Here is a 19,670-nt window from a genome sequence, read left to right as displayed (position 1 = left end):
TCATGCCAGCCCGACCGTGAGCACGTGCGACACCTGCTCGCGCGGGTCGAGACGCACGTACGGGTGCGCGCCCCACGGGTACGTGGCGCCGGACAGCTCGTCGTGCACGACGAAGAACGGCTGGTCCTCCACGCCGTCCGGCCGGGTGAGGCCGAGGGCCTCGAGGTCGAGGAGGACGGTGGACTCCTGCGTCTCCCACGGGTCGAGGTTGAGCACCACGAGCACGACGTCGTCGTGCGTGGCGCCGGGCCGCCCCGCCGCGGGCAGGTGCTCGGCCCGCACCCGGCGGGAGAACGCGACGACCTGGTCGTTCGTCGTCGGGTGCACCGCCAGGTCGCGCAGCTGCTGCAGCGCCGGGTGCGCGCGCCGGACCTCGTTGAGCCGCCGCAGCAGCGTCGAGACGCCGATGACGTCGGCCTGCGACCAGTCGCGCGGCTTGTACTCGTACTTCTCGTTGTCGATCTGCTCCTCGACGCCCGGGCGCGGCACGTTCTCCACCAGCTCGTAGCCCGAGTAGACGCCCCAGGTGGGGGAGCCGGTCGCGGCGAGCACGGCGCGGACGGCGAACCCCGCGACTCCGCCGTGCTGGAGGTAGGGCGGCAGGATGTCGTGCGTCGTCGGCCAGAACGACGGGCGCAGCACCGAGCCCTGCGGGCCGGAGACCTCCCGCAGGTACTCCTCGATCTCGGCCTTGTCGTTGCGCCAGGTGAAGTACGTGTACGACTGGTGGAAGCCGATGCGCGCCAGCGTCTGCATCATCGCCGGGCGGGTGAACGCCTCCGACAGGAAGATCACGTCGGGACGGGTGGCGTGCACCTGCGTGAGCAGCCACTCCCAGAAGTCCAGCGGCTTGGTGTGCGGGTTGTCCACGCGGAACGCCGTCACGCCGCGGTCGATCCACAGCCGCACGATCCGCAGGATCTCCGCCGACAGCCCCTCCGGGTCGCGGTCGAAGTTCAGCGGGTAGATGTCCTGGTACTTCTTGGGCGGGTTCTCGGCGTAGGCGATGCTGCCGTCCGCGCGGACGCTGAACCACTCCGGGTGCTCCGTCACCCACGGGTGGTCGGGCGAGCACTGCAGCGCGAGGTCGAGCGCCACCTCGAGCCCCTCCGTCCGGGCCGCGGCGACGAAGGCCCGGAACTCCTTCTCCGTGCCCAGCCCCGGGTGGATCGCGTCGTGCCCGCCCTCGGGCGAGCCGATCGCGTACGGGCTGCCCGGGTCGCCCGGCTGCGGGTCCAGCGTGTTGTTGCGGCCCTTGCGGAACGTCGTGCCGATCGGGTGCACCGGCGTGAGGTAGACGACGTCGAACCCCATCGCCGCGATCGCGGGCAGGCGCTTCGCCGCCGTGCGGAACGTGCCCGAGCGCCAGGTGCCGTCCTTGCGCCGGGTGGCGCCCTCGGAGCGCGGGAAGAACTCGTACCAGCTCGCCGCGAGCGCCAGCGGGCGGCTGACCCGCAGCGGGTACGCGGCGCTCGCGGTCACCAGGTCGCGCAGCGGGGAGCGCCGGAGCGCGTCCTTGACCGCCGACGTCATCGCCATCGCGAGGCGCGCCTCGGGCGGGCGGGTGGCGTCCGCGAGCTCGCGGGCCGCGGCCTCGAGCGTGGCGGCGTCCTCGGCGGTGCGGGCGGCCTGCAGGTCCGGGGCCACGATGCGCTCGAACAGCCGTCGGCCCTCCGCCAGCACGAGGTCGACGTCCTGCCCCGCGTCGAACTTGATCACGGCGTCGTGCGCCCACGTGCCGTACGGGTCCGACCACGCCTCGACGCGGAACGACCAGTCCGCGGCGCCGTCGGACGTGGCGTCGGGCTGCAGGAAGCCGCGGAACCGGTCGAGGCCGGGGGCGACGTCGACCATCGGGGCGGTGCTGTGCACCTCGCCGTCCGGCGCGAGGAGGACGGCGGTGGCCCCGACGGCGTCGTGCCCCTCGCGGAAGACCGTCGCCTCGACGGGCACGACCTCGCCGACCGTGGCCTTCGCCGGCCAGCGCCCGCCCTCGACGACGGGGGAGAGCTCCAGGACGGGGATCCGTCCGATCGGCACGTGCGGCGTGGGCAGCGGAGACGTCACGGCCTCCACGCTAGCCAGCGCACCTCCCCGGCGCGCGCGGACACCCGGTCCGCGAGGGAGTCCGACTCTCGCCGACGTAGTCCGGATCCCCGCGAGGTAGTGGTCCAGACCACTACCTCGCGGGGATCCGGACTACCTCGCGGGGATCTGAACTACTTCGGCGGTCAGGCGTCGGCGGCGAGGGCGCGGCCGGTGGTGCGGCCGGTGTGCAGGCAGCCGCCGAGGAAGGTGCCCTCCAGGGCGCGGTGGCCGTGCACGCCGCCGCCGCCGAAGCCGGCCGCCTCGCCGACCGCCCACAGTCCCTCCAGCACGGACCCGTCGGCCCGCAGCACGCGGCCGGACGGGTCGCACCAGAGGCCGCCGAGCGTCTTGCGGGTCAGCACGGACAGCCGGACGGCGAGCAGCGGGCCGTCCTTCGGCGTCGTCAGCGGGCGTGGCTTCGCGACGCGGATGAGCTTGTCGACGCGGTAGTCGCGGGCGGCGCGCGTGGCCACCACCTGCGGGTCCTTGCCCAGCCCGGAGGCCACCTGCGCGTCGCGGGCGGCGACCGTCGCGGCGAGCGCGTCCGGGTCGACGTGCCCCGCCGAGCCCGGCGTGGCCTCCACGAGCGCGTTCATCTTCGCCGCGAGCTCGGCGGGGGTGTCGGCCCACAGGAACTCGGGCGACTCCCGCGCGAACCGTTCCACCGGCCCGACGGCGCGCGGCAGCACGCGCTGCGCGAGGAGCTTGACGTCCTTGCCGGTGAGGTCCGGGTTCTGCTCCGACCCGGACAGGGCGAACTCGGACTCCATGATCGCCTTGTTGAGCACGAACCAGGAGTGGTCGTCGCCGCGCCGGGTGACGTGCTGCAGCGCCCCGAGCGCGTCGAAGCCGGGGAACAGCGGGGCGGGCAGGCGGCCGCCGTCGGCGTCGAGCCACAGCGACGACGGCCCGGGGAGGATGCGGATGCCGTGGTTCGTCCAGACCGGGGAGTGGTTCGCGATGCCCTCGGGGTAGTGCCACATCCGGTCCTCGTGCACGAGGGCGGCCCCGGCGTCGGCGGCGATGCCGAGCATGAGGCCGTCGGTCGAGTCCGGGACGCCGGACAGCATGCGGTCGGGCAGCGTGCCCGCCTCGGCGTCCCAGTGCGCGCGGGCCAGGTCGTGGTTCGCGCCGATGCCGCCCGTGGCGACGACGACGGCGCCCGCGACGATCTCCTCGGCGCCCACGACGTCGCGGTTCGACGGCGCGCCGCGCCCGCCGAACGGCAGGCCCGCGACGGGCTGGTCGGCCAGCACCTCGGCCCGGACGCCGGTGACCCGCCCGTCGGTGGTCACGAGCCCGGTGACGCGGCGGCGGCACCGCACGTCGAGCAGCCCGGCGGCGCGCGCGTCCCGCGCCGCGCCCACGAACGGCGTGAGGATCCCGGGGCCCGTGCCCCAGGTGACGTGGAAGCGGGGCACGGAGTTGCCGTGCTCCGTGTGTCCAGGGTGTCCCGTGCGGCCGTCGCCGTGGCCCACCGTGTACCCGCCGCGCTCGGCCCACTGCACCAGCGGGAACCAGCGCACGCCCTTGCCGTGCAGCCAGGACCGCATGTCGCCCGCGGCGAACTCCACGAAGCGCCGCGCCCACGCGTACCCGTGCCGGTCGGGCCCCTCGCCGCGCTCGGCGCCCGGGTCGAACTGCGCGGAGCCCAGCCAGTCCGACCATGCCAGGTCGGGCGAGTCGTGCACGCCCATCGCGCGCTGCTCCGGCGACCCGACGAGGAACAGCCCGCCGAACGACCACCACGCCTGCCCGCCGAACGACGCCTCCGGCTCCTGCTCCAGCAGCACCACCCGCTTGCCCGCCGCGGTGAGCTCGGTCGCGGTGACCAGCCCGGACAGTCCGGCTCCGATGACGACGACGTCGGCGGTCACGGGCGAGGCAGCGGGGGAAGCGTCGGCGCTCATGATCCGCAGTGTGGCAGAGGAGGATGCCTGAGCACACGGGCGAAGATCGGTCGACGCCCTGCATCCCACAGCGGTAGCGTTCTGGGATGACGACGCAGATCGCGGTCCGCCTTCCCGACGAGCTCGTGGCGTGGGTGGACCAGCAGGTGGCCGAGGGGAAGACGCGGAGCCGGGCCTCCGCCGTCGAGCGCGCGCTGCGGCGGGAGGTCCGCCGGCAGCTCGCCGAGCGCGACGCGCAGATCTACGCGGAGATGAAGCCGGGGGACGATGAGCTGGACGAGATGCTGACCTGGGTGAACGACCGGGCGATGCCGGAGCTCGATTGATGCGTCCCATCCACGTCGTGCGGCTGGACAAGCCTCGCCCGGCCGTGATCCTCACGCGTGAGTCCGTGCGAGCGAGACGCCAATGGGTCACCGTCGCGCCCATCAAGACATCGAGCGTCGGGCTCGCGACCGAGGTCGAGGTCGGGCAGCCGAACGGGCTCGACCACGACAGCGTGGTCGACTGCGACAGCATCATCACCGTCGGGGCGTCGCAGGTCGGCCGGCACGTCGGGTTCCTCCTCGACGACCAGGAGGTAGACCTGGCTCGCGCGATCTCGACGGCGTTCGACCTCGAGGACTTCGGGCTCGTGTGATCGGCCCTACCGGGCGAGGAAGACCTCCACGCTCAGCGACTCCAGCGTCACGTCGCCGGGCTCCTCGTCGTCGGGCGGCTCGGGCCGGTCCCAGGTGGAGCTCCACACCCGCTCCCACGCCTCGCCGCCCGGGGACGGTGCCAGCGTGACCGCGAGGTCGTCCAGGCCGCCGTGCAGGACGAGGAGCACGTGGGCGTCGCCGTCGGCCGGCCCGGGGCGCAGCATCTGCAGGGCGCGCCGCCCCGCCACGGCCCAGGCGTCGCGGTCCATCGGCGTGCCGTCTGCCGCGAACCACAGCAGGTCCGTCTCGTCCTCGCCGGGGCGCGGCGTGCCGAGGAAGAACGAGTCGGCGCGCAGGGCCGCGTGCTCGGCGCGCAGCCCCAGCAGGAAGCGCGTGGTGTCCAGCAGGTCGCGGGCGGCGTCGTCGAGGTCCCAGGACACCCACGAGATCTCGTTGTCCTGCGCGTACGCGTTGTTGTTGCCGCGCTGCGTGCGGCCGAGCTCGTCGCCGGCGGTGAGCATCGGGGTGCCCGCCGACAGCAGCAGCATGGCCAGCAGGTTGCGCTGCGATCGGCGGCGCAGCGGGACGACGGCGGACCACGGCTCGGTGTCGACGTCGCCGCCCTCCCCGCCGTCGTCAGGCGCGTGCCCCTCGACGCCGTGGTTCCAGGACAGGTTGTGGTCCGAGCCGTCGCGGCCGTCCTCGCCGTTCGCCTCGTTGTGCTTGTGGTCGAACGCGACGAGGTCGGCGAGCGTGAACCCGTCGTGCGCGGTGACGTAGTTGACCGACGCGACCGGCCCCCGCACCAGCGGCGGGTCCGAGTGCCCGAACAGGTCGGCCGACCCCGCCAGGCGCGTGGTGAGCTCCCGTAGGCCGTGCATCGGCCGGCCGTGCGAGCCCTCGCGGGGCGCGTCGAGCCAGAAGCCGCGCACGGCGTCGCGGAACCGGTCGTTCCACTCCGCCGTCGGCGGCGGGAAGTTGCCGGTCTGCCAGCCGCCGGGGCCCACGTCCCACGGCTCGGCGACGAGCTTGAGCCCGTTCAGCACCGGGTCGGTCTGCAGGGCGACGAGGAAGGGGTGGTCGGGGGAGAAGCCGTGGTGGGTGCGGCCCAGCGTGACGGCGAGGTCGAAGCGGAACCCGTCCACGCCCACCACCTCCGCCCAGTAGCGCAGCGAGTCCAGGGCGAGCTGCACCACGCGCGGGCGGCGGAAGTCGAGCGAGTTGCCCGTGCCGGTGACGTCCGCCAGCGCGGCCGGGGAGGCGCCGTCGTGCAGGTAGTAGCCGGCGTTGTCGAGGCCCCGCCAGCTCACGTGGAGCGCGTCGTCGCCGCCCTCGCACGTGTGGTTGTAGACGACGTCGAGCAGCACCTCGATGCCCGCCTCGTGCAGCAGGTGCACCATGCCGCGCACCTCGTCGAGGACGGCCGCCGGCCCGGCCTCGCGCGCCGCCCGCGTCGCGTACGCGGCGTGCGGGGCGAAGAAGCCGAGGGTCTGGTAGCCCCAGTAGTTGGTCAGCCCCTGCGCGACCAGGCGCGGCTCGCTGGCGAACGCGTGGATCGGCAGCAGCTCGAGGGTCGTGACGCCGAGGCTCGTCAGGTGGGCGACCGTCGCCGGGTGCGCCACCCCCGCGTACGTGCCGCGCAGCTCCGGCGGGACGTCCGGGTGGTTCGCCGTCAGCCCCTTCACGTGCGCCTCGTAGACCACCGTGTCCGCCCACGGCACCCGGGGGCGGCTCAGCGGCGGCGGGCCGTCGTACGCGGGCAGGACGACGGAGTGGGGCACGAAGGCGAGCGAGTCCTCGCCGTCGGCCTCGCCGTAGCGCTCGGCCACCCACCACCGTCCGTCCGGGGCGTCGGGATCGTCGGCGGCGCCCGGGTCGCGCGGCGCGCTCATCGCGCCGAGCGTCTCCGGGCCGTAGGAGAGGTCGCCCGCCAGGCCGCGGGCGTAGGGGTCGACGAGCAGCTTGGCCGGGTTGTGCCGCTGGCCCGCCTCCGGGTCCCACGCTCCGTGCACCCGGAACCCGTACCGCTGGCCGGGCGCGACGTCCGTGACGTGCGCGTGCCACACGCCGTAGACCGGCCCGTCGAGCGGCACGCGTCGCTCGGCGTAGCGGGCCGGGTCGTGGGCGTCCCGGTGCGGCTCGACGACGTCGATCAGGCACAGCTCCACCCCGTCGGCGTGCGACGCCGCGACGGCGACGTCGACGCCGCCGTCCGGCGTCGGGTGCACCCCCAGCGGCGGGACGTGGCTGCGGCGCGCGCTCGGGCGCGTCAGCGGCGTGACCTTCGGGCGCGACTCCATGGGGGACATCGTGCCTGGCGTGGCTGACAGCCGCGCGCGGCCGGCGCGGTCGGTCCTGCTAGTGTCCCGGTCGATCTGACCTACCGTGGGTGCTGATCACGTCAAGAATCGCGCGGCTATGGGAGGGCTGACACCCATGGGGGACAGTCCGGTCCTCGTCCTGGGGGTGTTTGGAGTCATCCTCGCCGGTGCGCTCGTCTATACCTGGATGCTCTGGCGTCTGTGGCGCGGTGATCGACGTGCAGAGCGACGGTTCATGACAGGGGCTGCGGCAATTCACCGTGATCCGGAGCGACAGAGGGGACTCGTCCGAGGTTCGCTGGGGGTCGCCATCGCCTGCTGGGGCATGGCCGTGAGCGGCAGCGCTGCATTCCTCGACTTCTTCGTCCACGGGTGGGGCCGCGGTGACAGCGAACCCCTCTTCTGGGTGCTGGTGATCGGCGGTCTGGTGATGTTGTTCGGTGGATCGCTGCTCGAGTGGTTCATCGTGCAGTTCAACCGGCCCAAGTTCCTTGTCCCCCCGCAGTTCCGTTCGGCACCGGGGATGACCGAAGTGCGTCGGGGGCTCACGACCCGAGAGTGAGGCGACGGACCGAACGGCCCGCGGACCAGGCGTCGGCGGCGGCCTGGCCGCGGGTAGGCTCGGCACCGTCGGCCGCGGGGTCTGCGGCCGGTCGTCACCACCGTGAGCTGGAGGTCGCGCCCGTGCGCATCGTCGTCGCCGTGAAGTACGTGCCGGACATCAACGCGGAACGACGGTTCGTGGACTGTCGCGTCGACCGCGACCCGGGCGTCGGCACCCTCAACGAGCTGGACGAGAACGCGCTGGAGGCCGCGCTGCGGATCCTCGACGGCCTGCCCGAGGACGAGCGCGCGGCCAGCGAGGTCGTCGCGCTCACCGTGGCGCCGGCGGACGGCGACGTGGCCCTGCGCAAGTCGTTCCAGATGGGCGTGGACCGGGCCGTGCGCGTCACGGACGACGCGCTCGCCGGCTCCGACTACTTCGGCACCGCGGCGGCGCTCGCGGCCGGCGTGCGGAGGCTCGAGGCCGACGGCGCGCCCGTCGACCTGGTCATCACCGGCATGGCCGCCCTCGACGGCCTCGGCTCCGTGGTCCCGGCGCTCGTCGCGGCGGAGCTCGGCCGCCCCGCGCTGACGCTGGCCAAGAAGGTCGACGTCGCCGACGGGACGCTGACGGTCACCCGTGAGACCGACGAGGCGAGCGAGACGCTCGCCGCGCCGCTGCCCGCCGTCCTGTCGGTCGCGGACACGGCGAACACGCCGCGGATGCCGAACTTCAAGCTGATCATGGCGGCCCGCACGAAGCAGATCGAGGCGTGGTCGGCCGCCGACCTCGGCCTCGACGCCGCCGCCGTCGGCACCGCGGGCGCCCGCACCGAGGCGCTCAGCGCCGCGGCGCGCCCGCCCCGCCCCGAGGTCGAGCTGGTGGTCGACAAGGGCGAGGGCGGCACCGCGCTGGCCGAGTACCTCATCCGCAACGAGCTGGTCTGAGAGGACGCGAACGTGTCGACGAACGAGCCCACCCGCAACCGCACCGTCCTCGTCCTGCTGGACCCGGCCACCGAGGTCCGCTCCAGCGCGCTGGAGCTGCTGACCATCGGCCGCGGCCTCGGCCGCGTCGAGGCCGTCACCCTCGAGGCCCCGACCGTCGAGGTGCTCGCCCAGCTCGGCGCGTACGGCGTCGAGACCGTGCACCAGGCCGAGGTCCCGACCGATGAGCTGCGCGCCGCCGGGGGCGACGGCGCCCGGCACCTGCCGTCCGTCGTCGCCGCGACCCTCGCCTCCGCCGTGCGGCGCACCGACGCGGACGTCGTCCTGGCCCCCGCCACGTTCGGCGCGAAGGAGGCCGCCGCCCTGGCCGCGCACGCGCTCGGCGCCGGGCTGGTGATCGACGCGGCCGCCGTCGGGGAGGACGAGGCCGGCCGCATCGTCGCCGGCAAGCGCGTGTTCGCCGGCGCCTGGGACACGCGCTGCGCGGTCACCACCGACGTCGCCGTGCTCACCGTCCGCGCGAACGCCGTCGTGCCCGAGCCCGCCGAGGCGGCCGTCGCCACGGACGTGGAGGCGCTGCCCGTCGAGCTGGTCGGCACGTCGGGCGTGGTGGTCACGTCGCGCGAGGTGAAGGAGCGCGCTGCGGGCCGCCCGACGCTGGAGGAGGCGGCCGTGGTCGTCGCCGGCGGGCGCGGCACCGGCGGCGACTTCGGCCCGGTCGAGGAGTTCGCCGACGCCGTCGGCGCGGCGGTCGGCGCGTCCCGCGACGCCGTCTTCGAGGGCTGGTTCGACCGCTACATCGGCCAGACCGGCGTCACGATCGCGCCGCGGCTGTACGTGGGAGCGGGCATCTCGGGCGCGCCGCACCACCGCGGCGGCATGCAGGCGTCGCAGGTGATCGTGGCCGTGAACTCCGACCCCGAGGCGCCGATCTTCGAGATCTGCGACTTCGCCGTCGTGGGCGACCTCACCGACGTGCTGCCCCAGGCGGCGGCCGCCGTCCGCGCGCACCGGGAGGGCACGACCGCGTAGCGGGTTCTGTCTGAATCGGCCGTCATCTCGACAGAAGTTCTGTCGGGTGTTTACGGAGTAATCCGCCGTCCGCAGGATGGCGGGATGGCTCGAGGAGGAGACCGAGGACAGCCGTCGCGGCGGCGCCTGCACGAGACGCGGGTGCTCGACCACCTGCGGCGCCACGGCGGCTGCAGCCGCGCGCAGGTCGCGACGGCGCTGGACCTGTCGCGCGCCACCGTGTCGACGCTGACGCGCGACCTGGCCGACGCCGGCGCGATCCGGGTGACGGTGCCCGACCGCACCTGGAGCGGGGTGGGCCGGCGCCCGGAGATCCTGACGCTCGACCCCGCGGCGGGGCTGGTGGTCGGGATCGACCTCGGGCACCGGCACGTCACCGTCGCGGCGGTGGACGCGGCGCACGAGCTCGTCGGCTCGGGGACCACCCCGTGCCGTGCCGAGGCGTCCTGGGACGAGCGCCGGGCGACGGCGGTCGCGATGACGCGCCGCCTGGTCCGCGCGCGGAACCGGCCGACGGTCGTGGGCATCGGAGTGGGGGTCGCCGGGTCGATCGGGCACCGGGACGAGGTCGTCGAGGCCACCACCGAGCGCCTCGCGGCAGAGTTCGGCGTGCCGGTCCGCGTGGACAACAACGCCCGGCTCGCCGGCCTCGCGGAGCTCGTCTGGGGTGCGGCCCGCGGCCTGCGTGACGTGGCCTACCTGCGCCTGTCCTCCGGCGTCGGCGGGGCGCTCGTGCTGGACGGCGAGCTGCGCCGCGGCCCGCGGTCGCTGGCCGCGGAGTTCGGGCACGTGAGCGTGACCGACGACGTGCAGGGCTGCCGGTGCGGAAAGCGCGGCTGCCTGGAGACGGTCGTCGGCCGCGACGCCCTGCTCGCCGCGGCCGGTCAGACGGACCTTGGCTCCCTCCGGGCCGCGCTCGACCGCGACGACGACCGGGCCCGGCGCGCCGTTCGGGACGCGGGGGCGGCGGTCGGTCTCGTCCTGGCGGGCACCTGCACCGCGCTGGACGTGCCGGACATCGTCCTCGCGGGCGAGCTCACCGTGCTCGGCGAGCACCTCTTCGGGCCCGTGCGGTCGGCGCTCGCCCGCCATGCGCTCGCCGGCGACCCGCCCCGGCTGCACCGGGCCGGCCTGGACCAGCGCTCCGGCGCGCTCGGCGGCATCGGCGTCGTCCTGCGCGACCCGCGGATCCGCCTCGCGGAGGTCGGAGCATGACGCGGCAGCCGTGGCAGGCGCCCGGCCGGCTCTCGCGCCGCGGCTTCCTCGGCGCGCTCGGGCTCGTGAGCCTCGGGGCCTGCTCCGCGTCGGTCGACGCGGGGAGCAGGCCCGCGCAGGCGCGGTTCGTCCGCGGCGAGTACCGGGGGCCCGCCGTCAGGCTGGAGCTCTGGACGCCGTTCACGGGCGGCGACGGGCCCGCGATGGGCAAGGTCGTCGACCGCTTCAACGCGCAGCACGACCGGATCCGGGTCGTGATGACCTCGCTGCCCGCCGACAGCCTGTACGCCAAGGTGGTGCCCGCGGTCGGCGCCGGTCAGGGACCGGACCTCGCGGTCATGCACCTGGACCAGCTGGCCACGTTCGCGGCACGCGGCACGCTCGCGCCGCTGGACGAGCTCGCCGAGGGCCTCGAGGTCGCCGGGGAGGACTTCGTCCCGGCCGTCTGGCGCAGCGGCGTGTACGAGGGCCGGAGGTACGGCATCCCGCTCGACGTGTTCACGATGGGCCAGTACTGGAACGTCCCGCTGCTCCGGGACGCCGGCGTGCCGGGGCCCGCGGCGGACGCGCGGGCGTTCGACACGACGATGCGAGCGCTGCAGCAGGCGGGCGTCGAGCACCCGTTCTGGGTCACGCCGTCCTGGCAGATGTTCGCGTCCCTGCTGCCGCAGTTCGGGGGCCGGCTCTTCGACGAGACCGGCACCCGGGCGCAGATGGCGTCCGCGGGAGGCGCCCAGGCCCTCGAGTGGATGGTGGCGCAGATCGACTCCGGTGTGAGCCCCGGCGGTGCCACCGACCCGCGACTGCCGCTCAAGAACGGCTCGGCCGCCGTACTGGTCGACCTACCGGCGACGATCCCCGACCTGCAGCTGACGGCCCCTGACCTCGACTGGGCCGTGGCGCCGTTCCCGCAGATCGGCCCCGAGGCGGGGGTGTTCGCGAACTCGCACCACCTCGTCCTCACGGGCCAGTCGCAGGCGGACGCCGAGGTGTCCCACGCCGCCCAGACCTTCGTCGACTGGGTGAGCCGGAACTCGGAGCCGTGGATCGCGTCCGGCAACACGCCGGCCCGCGCGTCGGTGCGCGAGGGCGAGGAGTTCCGCGCCTCGCCCCAGGCGGCGCTCGCGACCCCCGAGAACTTCGACAGCGCGGTCTTCCTGCCGCAGATCCCGCAGTCGCGGGTGATCGCCGCGAACAGCTGGCAGCGCGCCGTCGGCGAGGTCGTGCTCGGGGGCGTGGCCCCGGCGGACGCGCTCGAGTTCGCGCAGGCCACCGCGCAGGAGGAGCTCGACGAGACCCTCGAGCTCCTCCAGAGCTGACCACAGGGCTGACCGGGACGAGCGGGACGGGAGACACGTGCACATGACCCAGCTGACGACAGATGCCGAGGCGACGGGGATCGCAGCCGCCGCACGGGCGGCCCCGCGGCAGCGTCTGCGCCGCAACAGCCCGTGGACGGCGCTGGCGTTCCTGCTGCCCTTCCTCGCCCTGTTCGTCGTCTTCGTGATCGTGCCGATCGGCGCCGCGCTGTGGGCGAGCCTGCACCGGTGGAGCCTCGGGCTGCCCGGGCGGCCGTGGGTCGGGGCGAGCAACTACGCCGAGCTCTTCGCCGGCACCTCGGTCACCAGTGTGGAGTTCTGGAAGGGGATGCAGGCCACCGGCATCTTCTCGGCCGCCGCCGCGCCCCTGCTGGTCGTGGTCCCGCTGGCGCTCGCCCTGCTGCTCCACCGTAAGTTCCCCGGGCGCACGTTCTTCCGGGCCGTCTACTTCGCGCCCTACGTGTTCGGCGTGGCGGTCGTGGGCCTGCTGTGGCACTACCTCCTGGACCGCCAGCTCGGGCCGGTGAACCAGCTGCTCGGCGCCGTCGGGCTCCCCGACGACATCGCGTGGACCACCACGCTGCCGGCCGGCTGGTTCGCGCTCGTCGGGGTCACGGTGTGGTGGACGGTCGGCTTCAACGCTGTGATCTACCTGGCGGCCCTGCAGGACATCCCGAAGGAGCTGTACGAGGCCGCCACGATCGACGGCGCCGGGGCGTGGCGACGCTTCCGCACCGTCACGCTGCCGGGGATCGGGCGGGTGCTCCAGTTCGTCGTGACGATCACGATCATCGCCTGCGCCAACATGTACGGGCAGTCCGCCCTCATCACGCAGGAGCAGCCGGGCACGGACACCCGCACGGCCATCGGCTACATCGCGCAGACCGGCATCGAGGCCTTCGACATCGGGACCGCGTCGGCGATGAGCATGATCCTCGCCGTCATCCTCATGGCCGCGAGCGCGCTGGTGCTGCTCGCCTTCCGGAAGGTCGGTGACCTGGACTCATGAGCTCCGAGACGATCCCTGCACCCGTGACACGTCCCGCACCGACGGCGACGAGCCCCGCTCCGCGCCGCCGGCGGGCCCCCCGACCGCGCCGGGTGGTCCTCGCGCTCACCGTGCTGGCGCTGACCGTCGTGTTCGTCGTGCCGCTGCTCATGATGGTGTCGACGTCCTTCAAGTCGGTCGAGGAGGCGAGCTCGCTCGACTTCTCGCTGCTGCCGCAGGAGCCGACACTCGCCGCGTACGGCGAGATCCTGGGCAACCCCCGGCTGCCCGTGCTGCGCTGGCTGGGCAACAGCCTCCTCGTCGCGGTGCTGCACAGCGCCCTGGTGGTGACGATCTCGACCACCGCGGCCTACGCCCTCGCCCGCCTGGAGTTCCCGTTCCGGCGCACGGTGCTGGGTCTCGTGCTGGCCACCATGTTCGTGCCCGGCGTGATCTTCCTGATCCCGCACTTCCTCATCGTCAACGGGCTCGGCTGGCTGAACAGCTACGCCTCCCTCGTCGTCCCGTCCGCCGCGGGCGCGTTCGGCGTGATCCTGCTGCGGCAGTTCTTCCTCGCCGTCAACCCGGCCATCGAGGAGGCCGCCCGGATCGACGGCGCCAACCAGTGGCGGATCTTCTGGAACGTCATGCTGCCGCTCGCGCGCCCCGCTGTCGCCACCCTCGCCGTGCTGGCGTTCCTGTCCAGCTGGAACGACTTCCTGTGGCCGGTGTTCGTGCTGTTCAGCACCGACATGCTCACCCTGCCCGCCGGGCTCGCCCAGCTGCAGGGGGAGTTCGCCTCGCGCTTCGACCTCCTCATGGCGGGCGCCGTCGTCGCCAGCGTGCCCGTGCTCGTGGTGTACGTGATCGCGCAGCGCTACATCATCGAGGGCGTCTCCCAGGGCGGTGTGAAGGCCTGATCCGACGCCCCACCCGACCCAGGACCGGGCTCGCCCCGGACCCGGACCAGCGAACGACCCGCGTCAGCAGAGAGGAACCGATGAGCCACCCCACGGCCACCATCACGATCGACACCACCGCCCGCCAGGCGATCGACCACCGCATCTACGGACACTTCCTGGAGTCGGCGTTCTTCGGGAACATCGAGGGCGGCGTCCTCGACGAGGGCTCGGCGCACTCGGTGACGGAGCCGGGCCCGCTGCAGGGCTGCCGCGCCGACGTCATCGAGGCGTGCCGCGAGCTCGGGCTGCCCGTGGTGCGGTGGCCCGGCGGCAACTTCACGTCGCCGTACTGGTGGCAGGACGGCACCGGCCCGCGCGACGACCGGCCCCGTCGGCTGGAGCTCGCCTGGGGGTCGGAGGAGTCCAACCGGTTCGGCACCTCGGAGTTCCTCGCCTGGTGCGAGGCCGTCGGCGCCGAGCCCTACCTCGCCCACGGCGCGCGGTCGGTGGACGACGCCGTGCGGTGGGTGGAGTACACGAACTACGGGGGCGACACCGAGATGACGCGGCGGCGCGCCGCCGACGGGTCCCCGGCCCCGCACGACGTGCGGATCTGGGGCCTAGGCAACGAGGTGTACGGCCGGTGGCAGATGGGGCACCGCCCGGTCGAGCAGTACGTGCACGACGCCGCCGAGCACGCCCGGTTCATGCGGGCCGTCGACCCGGAGCTGCGGTTCGTCGCCGTCGGGCAGGAGAGCCGCGAGTGGACCCGCCAGGTCGTGGCGGGGCTCGGCGACGTCGTCGACTGGGTCTCGCTGCACCTGTACGGCGCCAGCCGGCACCTGGTGGACCCGAGCGTCGCCGAGTTCGAAGCCGTGGTGGCGCAGGCCGCGTTCGTCGAGCGGGCGATCCACGACCAGGCCGAGACGATCGCCGCCGTGCAGGCCGCCCACGGACGCACCCGCCCGCTGGCGATCGCGATGGACGAGTGGAACATCCGCCACGTCGAGCCGGGGGACTGGCCGGAGCCGCAGCCCGGGGCCGACGGCGGCGTCGCCGCACGCGACCTGCCGGACGCGGGCGACGTGCCGGACGGGCGCCTGGACCGCGTCAACCGGTACAGCTCGCGGACCCTCGCCGACGCGTTGTTCTACGCCGGCGTCTTCCACGCCATGCACCGCGCCAGCACGCTGGACGTGCCGGTGACGATGGCGAACACGGTCAACCTCGTCAACGCCAACGGGCTCCTCGCCGTGCGCCCGGACGGCGTGGTGCGCACCAGCACGTTCCACGTCTGGGACCTGTACCAGAACCACACCGGGAGCGTGCACCTGCCCGCGCGGGTGGACGGGCCCGGCGCCACCCACGCGCTGCGCGAGGGCGACGAGCGCCGGCCCGACGGCTCGTTCCGCACCACGCCCACGGTGATCGGGCACCTCGACGTGTCCGCCTCGACCGACGAGGCCGGTGGCCGGATCTGCGTGACCGTGATCAACCGCTCGCCGTCGGACGAGGTCACCGCGCGCGTCGACGCCGGCCGGGAGCTGTCGGCCACGGCCCGGTGCCGCCAGCTCGGCGCGGACGTCGACGACCTGTTCGCCGTCAACTCCCTCGACGACCCCGAGCGCGTGACCCTCGGCGCCCCTAGGGACGTCGAGGTGGCGGACGGGACGTTCACGTTCCCGGCCCACTCGATCACGCTGCTGGAGTGGGTGCTCTGACCCGTCGGCTGTCGCCGGTGGGGGATCAGCCGCCCGCGAAGGGCGGCAGCAGGTCCAGGCCCGCGCCGTCCGGCACGACGTCGGACGGCGCGGCCCGGCGGCCGTCGAGCAGCACGCTGCAGCGCGCGAGCACGGGCTCGGCCTCGGGTGTGGCGGCGGCGAGGCGGGCGACGACGTCGCCGACGGTCGCGCCCGGCGGCACGGCCAGCGTCTCGGCGGAGCGGCCGAGGGCGGCGCGCGCGGCGGCGAAGTAGCGCAGGGTCACGGTGTGCGCGGTGGTCGTCGGGTCGGACAGCTCGGTCACTCTCATCCTCCGATGGCGCTCATGGTGCGCTCCGGCTGCTCGAACCCGGCGTCGAGGTCGGTGCCGGAGCCGGTGTCGCTCATGCCGTGCCCGGCCTGCTTGGCCCACATGGCGGTGCGCCACAGGTCGGCCAGCACGGCGTCGTCCGCGCCCGCGCGCAGCGGCCCCAGCAGGTCCGTCTCGGTGTGCGCGAACAGGCAGTCGCGCACGCCGCCCTCGGCGGTGAGGCGTGTGCGGCGGCAGTCGTCGCAGAACGGCTCCGTCACCGACGCGATGATGCCCACCCGGCCCAGGCGACGGCCGTCGGCGTCCCGCACGACGAACCGCTCCGCCGGGGCGCCGTCGCGCGGCTCCTCGTCGGGCTCGAGGGCGAACCGGCCGCCGAGCTGCTCGCGCACCTCCGCCGCGGTGACCATCGCCGCGCGGTCCCACGCGTGGTCGGCGTCCAGCGGCATCTGCTCGATGAACCGCAGCTCGAAGCCGCGCTCGAGGCACCAGGCGAGCAGCTCGGACGCGTGGTCGAGGTTCACGCCGCGCACCAGCACCGCGTTGATCTTCACGAGGTCGAACTCCCGCGCCGCGGCGTCGATCCCCGCGAGGGTGCGCTCGAGGAAGGGACGCCGGGCGAGCGTGGCGAACGTGTCCGGGTCCAGCGTGTCGAGCGAGACGTTCACGCGGTCCAGCCCGGCCTCCCGCAGCGCGGCGGCGCGGGAGTCCAGGCCGACGGCGTTGGTCGTGAGGCTCAGCTCCGGCCGGTGCGGGAGTGCGGCGCACTCGCGCACGATCTCCACCAGGTCGCGGCGCAGCAGCGGCTCCCCGCCGGTGAACCGCACCTGGCGGACGCCGAGGTCGCGCGTCGCGATCCCGACGAGCCGCACGATCTCCTCGCGCGTCATCACCTGGTCGCGCGGCAGGGTCGGCAGCCCCTCGGCCGGCATGCAGTATGTGCACCGCAGGTTGCAGCGGTCGGTCAGCGACACCCGCAGGTCGCTCGCCACCCGTCCGAAGCGGTCCACGAGCCCGCCGGTGGCCGGCCGGTCCGCAGGCAGCCGGACGTCCGGCACCCCCGCGGCGGGCAGGCGCGGCATCCCGAGCGCGACGGTCGTCATCCGATCAGCTCCCCTCGCCCGATGTGGACCCGGAGCCCGGGCCCGGGTCCTGCCAGGACAGCGCGGCGGACGTCGCCCGCCCGAGCGCGTCGGAGCCCTCGCCGCGCGCGGCGGCGAGCCCCGCCGCGTACCCCACGGCGTACGCGGTGACCGGCGCGGCGGGCCGGGCGACCTGGTGCGCGGCGTCCCGCGCGAGGTCGAGGACCGCGCCGACGTCCACGCTGCGCGGCGGCAGCCCGAGCTCCGCCTCGAGCGCGTCCACCCACCGGTCGAGCACGCTGGAGCCCGGCTCGGTGGCGCGGGGCGTCTGGTCGGTCATCGGGTTCCTCCCCGGCGGTGGGTCTGCGGTCGGGGCGGCGCCCCGGCGGGCGTCGCGCGGTCAGGTGGCGACGCCGCGGCGCGGGCGGTCACGACGTCGTGAAGTCCTACCGTAAGGCGTCGCGCGTCCTCCCAGGTGTCGACGTCCGCGCTGACGGCGTCGAGGTCCGGCACCTCGAGGCACGACAGGCCGGCGACCAGCCGCCGCACCGGCACGCCGGCCAGGCCCGGCGCGGCCTGCGCGCCCTGGGGACCGGCGAGCTCGTCGAGCGCGCGGCGCAGCGCGGCGCGGCGGTACAGCCCGACCAGCCACTGCGGGCGGCCGTCGCGGACGAGATACGCGCCGTCGGCGCCTCCGTCGTGCCAGGTGCCGGCGGGGACGGCGGCGATCAGCAGCGGCACGGCGTCCGCGGCGCGCGGCACGTCGACGGCGAGCACGAGCACCCAGGGCGGCGGCGCGTCCTCGCGCGCGCCGTCGAGGGCGCGCAGTCCGGCGTCGAGCCCCGCGACGGGGCCGCCGAACGGCGGGTCCTCGCGCGCGACCAGGACGTCCCGCGGCGCGTCGGGGGGCAGGTCGGGCCCGACGAGGACGGTGCGGGCGGCGTCGCAGGTCGCGGCCAGGGCGCGGTCGAGCAGGGTGGCCCCGTCGAGCACGACCGTCGGCTTCGGCACGCCCCCGAGCCGGGTGGCGCGGCCGCCGGCGAGCACCACGGCGTCGTGCCGGGCGCGCGCGTCGGTCGGGGGCGTCATGTCACGCCCCCGCAGGGCCGCCGAAGGGCAGGTCGAGCGGGAGGACGTCGACCTCGTCGCCGGCCTCGACCTTCTCGACGTCCGGCGGCACGAGGGCGAGCCCGTCGGCGCCGAGCAGGGCGGACGTCGCGTGCCCGCCCGCGGCGCCCTGTCGGTCGTCGGCGGGTGCCGAAGCCCGTGCGACGGCTCCCGAGGGCAGCGTCCGCACCGGCACGACGTGCGTCCGTCCCGGCGGGCTGGGCCACGCCTCGGCCGCCGCGCGACGCACCGGGCGGACGGGCGCGCGCCCCGCGAGCACCGCCACGGCGGGGCGGACGAAGAGCGCGAACGACACGAACGCGCTCACCGGGTTGCCGGGCAGCGCCACCCACGGCACGCCCCGCCAGCGGGCCAGGGCCCGCGGACGGCCGGGCCGCAGCGCGACGGCGGCGACGTCGGCGCCGGCCAGCCGCGCGTCGTCGGCGTCGAGCACCGCCCGCACGACGTCCGACGCCCCCGCCGACACCCCGCCGGTCGTGACGACCAGGTCCACGCCAGTCCCGCCCGCCCCGCCCACAACACGGTCGAGGGATGCGCGGAGGGCGTCGGCGTCGTCGGGGACGGCGCCGACGCGCACGACGTCGGCTCCCGCGGCGCGGGCGAGGGCGGCGAGCAGCAGCGAGTTCGAGTCGGGGATGCTGCCGTCGGCGGCCCGGTTCCCCGCCGGCACGAGCTCGGACCCCGTGGACAGGACGGCCACGCGCGGGCGGCGTCGTACCGGCAGCGTCGCCAGCCCGGCCGACGCGGCCACGGCGACCAGCGCGGGCGTCACGGCGTCGCCCTCGCGGCCGAGGAGGTCGCCGGGCCGCAGGTCCTCCCCGCGCCGGCGCACGTGCTCGCGGGGCTGGCGGGCGAGCACGACCTCGCGCTCCGTCGTCGGGCCGCCCGCGACGAACCGCCCGGTGGACGTGCGCTCCACCGGCACCACCGCGTCCGCCCAGGCGGGCACCGGCGCGCCCGTCATGATCCGCACCGCGCCCCCGGCCGCGCCGTGGGTACGAGAACGGTCAGAATTCGGCCGCGAGTTCTGACCGTTCTCGTACCCACAGCGCATGGGGGAGCCGGGGCGGAGGTCGCCCACGACGGGGAGGGCCACCGCCGAGCCGTCCGCGGGGAGGTCCGCCAGGCGCACCGCGTAGCCGTCCATCGCGGCGGCGTCGAACGGCGGGACCTCGGCGACGGCCCGCGCCTGGGCGCCGAGCGTGCGCCCGGGCGGCTCGACGGCGAGGTCGGCGAGCGCGACGTCCTCCGCGGGCAGCGGCGCGACCCGGGCCAGCACGGCGGCGACGTGCTCGGCCACGCTCCGCGGTGCGCCCGGGGTGCCGCCGCGGGGCCGCTCGGGATGCTCGTCGGGGTGCTCACAGGGCCACGCTAGGCCGACGACGTGTCGCCCGTGCGGCGCGCGCCTCACCGCCGGGCCGGGGCCGGGGTGAGGGCGCCGGGGCGAACGGCCTCGCTCACAGCCCGGCCCCGCGGGCTGTGCGTTCGTGCTCACGCGCTTTTCACCGGTGCGCGCCCCAGG

General features: G+C 75.1%; 18 protein-coding genes. 10 read left to right on the top strand and 8 right to left on the bottom strand.

What is annotated here, in order from left to right; all coding sequences use genetic code 11:
* Positions 1-2,076: an alpha-1,4-glucan--maltose-1-phosphate maltosyltransferase gene (locus tag ACQFYA_RS15030; protein WP_499125514.1), complete on the bottom strand. Its 2,076-nt coding sequence runs from the start codon at positions 2,074-2,076 to the stop codon at positions 1-3.
* Positions 2,077-2,231: 155 nt separating this feature from the next.
* Positions 2,232-3,998 carry an FAD-binding dehydrogenase gene (locus ACQFYA_RS15025; protein ID WP_499125513.1) on the bottom strand — a complete coding sequence of 589 codons (1,767 nt, stop codon included), beginning with the start codon at positions 3,996-3,998 and terminating at the stop codon, positions 2,232-2,234.
* Positions 3,999-4,084: 86 nt separating this feature from the next.
* Here ACQFYA_RS15025 and ACQFYA_RS15020 point away from each other — a divergent pair, with 86 nt between their 5' ends.
* Together ACQFYA_RS15020 and ACQFYA_RS15015 are read left to right on the top strand one after the other, a co-directional pair.
* The gene (locus tag ACQFYA_RS15020) at positions 4,085-4,324 is read left to right on the top strand and encodes a ribbon-helix-helix domain-containing protein (RefSeq protein WP_499125512.1); all 240 of its coding nucleotides are present in this window, start codon (positions 4,085-4,087) and stop codon (positions 4,322-4,324) included.
* On the top strand, positions 4,324-4,638 hold the full coding sequence (locus ACQFYA_RS15015) for a type II toxin-antitoxin system PemK/MazF family toxin (RefSeq protein WP_499125510.1): 315 nt from the start codon (positions 4,324-4,326) through the stop codon (positions 4,636-4,638). Before ACQFYA_RS15020 ends, ACQFYA_RS15015 begins: the two co-directional genes overlap by 1 nt.
* A 6-nt stretch (positions 4,639-4,644) precedes the next feature.
* On the opposite strand, the gene glgX is transcribed toward ACQFYA_RS15015, so the two are convergent.
* Entirely contained in the window at positions 4,645-6,939 is a 2,295-nt protein-coding gene (gene glgX / locus ACQFYA_RS15010; protein ID WP_499125508.1) for a glycogen debranching protein GlgX, read from the bottom strand.
* 136 nt (positions 6,940-7,075) lie between these two features.
* On the opposite strand from glgX, the gene ACQFYA_RS15005 reads away from it, so the two are divergent.
* The 8 genes from ACQFYA_RS15005 (at position 7,076) to ACQFYA_RS14970 (ending at position 15,628) form a co-directional block, all read left to right on the top strand.
* Entirely contained in the window at positions 7,076-7,522 is a 447-nt protein-coding gene (locus ACQFYA_RS15005) for a hypothetical protein (protein ID WP_499125506.1), read from the top strand.
* Between the two features lie 122 nt (positions 7,523-7,644).
* The gene (locus tag ACQFYA_RS15000) at positions 7,645-8,451 is read left to right on the top strand and encodes an electron transfer flavoprotein subunit beta/FixA family protein (protein ID WP_499125504.1); all 807 of its coding nucleotides are present in this window, start codon (positions 7,645-7,647) and stop codon (positions 8,449-8,451) included.
* 12 nt (positions 8,452-8,463) lie between these two features.
* Positions 8,464-9,483, top strand: a complete 1,020-nt coding sequence (locus ACQFYA_RS14995) for an electron transfer flavoprotein subunit alpha/FixB family protein (protein ID WP_499125502.1) — start codon at positions 8,464-8,466, stop codon at positions 9,481-9,483.
* 84 nt (positions 9,484-9,567) lie between these two features.
* Entirely contained in the window at positions 9,568-10,698 is a 1,131-nt protein-coding gene (locus ACQFYA_RS14990; protein WP_499125501.1) for an ROK family transcriptional regulator, read from the top strand.
* Positions 10,695-12,017 carry an extracellular solute-binding protein gene (locus tag ACQFYA_RS14985; protein ID WP_499125499.1) on the top strand — a complete coding sequence of 441 codons (1,323 nt, stop codon included), beginning with the start codon at positions 10,695-10,697 and terminating at the stop codon, positions 12,015-12,017. Before ACQFYA_RS14990 ends, ACQFYA_RS14985 begins: the two co-directional genes overlap by 4 nt.
* Positions 12,018-12,060: 43 nt before the next feature.
* The gene (locus tag ACQFYA_RS14980; protein WP_499125498.1) at positions 12,061-13,026 is read left to right on the top strand and encodes a carbohydrate ABC transporter permease; all 966 of its coding nucleotides are present in this window, start codon (positions 12,061-12,063) and stop codon (positions 13,024-13,026) included.
* A 23-nt stretch (positions 13,027-13,049) separates the two neighbouring features.
* The gene (locus ACQFYA_RS14975; protein WP_499125496.1) at positions 13,050-13,925 is read left to right on the top strand and encodes a carbohydrate ABC transporter permease; all 876 of its coding nucleotides are present in this window, start codon (positions 13,050-13,052) and stop codon (positions 13,923-13,925) included.
* 80 nt (positions 13,926-14,005) lie between these two features.
* Positions 14,006-15,628 carry an alpha-L-arabinofuranosidase family protein gene (locus ACQFYA_RS14970; protein WP_499125494.1) on the top strand — a complete coding sequence of 541 codons (1,623 nt, stop codon included), beginning with the start codon at positions 14,006-14,008 and terminating at the stop codon, positions 15,626-15,628.
* Between the two features lie 25 nt (positions 15,629-15,653).
* On the opposite strand, the gene ACQFYA_RS14965 is transcribed toward ACQFYA_RS14970, so the two are convergent.
* From ACQFYA_RS14965 to ACQFYA_RS14945, 5 genes are read right to left on the bottom strand one after another with little or no spacing between them, the layout of a single operon-like run.
* Positions 15,654-15,938 (bottom strand): MoaD/ThiS family protein, encoded by a 285-nt coding sequence (locus tag ACQFYA_RS14965; RefSeq protein ID WP_499125493.1) that lies wholly within the window; start codon positions 15,936-15,938, stop codon positions 15,654-15,656.
* Entirely contained in the window at positions 15,935-17,041 is a 1,107-nt protein-coding gene (moaA, locus tag ACQFYA_RS14960) for a GTP 3',8-cyclase MoaA (RefSeq protein ID WP_499125492.1), read from the bottom strand. The genes ACQFYA_RS14965 and moaA overlap by 4 nt, the downstream gene beginning before the upstream one ends.
* Before the next feature lie 4 nt (positions 17,042-17,045).
* Positions 17,046-17,360: a DUF6457 domain-containing protein gene (locus ACQFYA_RS14955; RefSeq protein ID WP_499125491.1), complete on the bottom strand. Its 315-nt coding sequence runs from the start codon at positions 17,358-17,360 to the stop codon at positions 17,046-17,048.
* Entirely contained in the window at positions 17,357-18,109 is a 753-nt protein-coding gene (gene mobA / locus ACQFYA_RS14950) for a molybdenum cofactor guanylyltransferase (RefSeq protein WP_499125489.1), read from the bottom strand. The genes ACQFYA_RS14955 and mobA overlap by 4 nt, the downstream gene beginning before the upstream one ends.
* Before the next feature lies 1 nt (position 18,110).
* Positions 18,111-19,448 carry a molybdopterin molybdotransferase MoeA gene (locus ACQFYA_RS14945; protein WP_499125487.1) on the bottom strand — a complete coding sequence of 446 codons (1,338 nt, stop codon included), beginning with the start codon at positions 19,446-19,448 and terminating at the stop codon, positions 18,111-18,113.
* Between the last annotated feature and the right edge of the window lie 222 nt (positions 19,449-19,670).

This window comes from Promicromonospora sp. Marseille-Q5078, assembly GCF_050315395.1.
Taxonomy (GTDB): domain Bacteria; phylum Actinomycetota; class Actinomycetes; order Actinomycetales; family Cellulomonadaceae; genus Isoptericola.
Note: the sequence above shows the minus strand (reverse complement) of the source record. Positions and strands in the feature narration are given on the sequence as shown.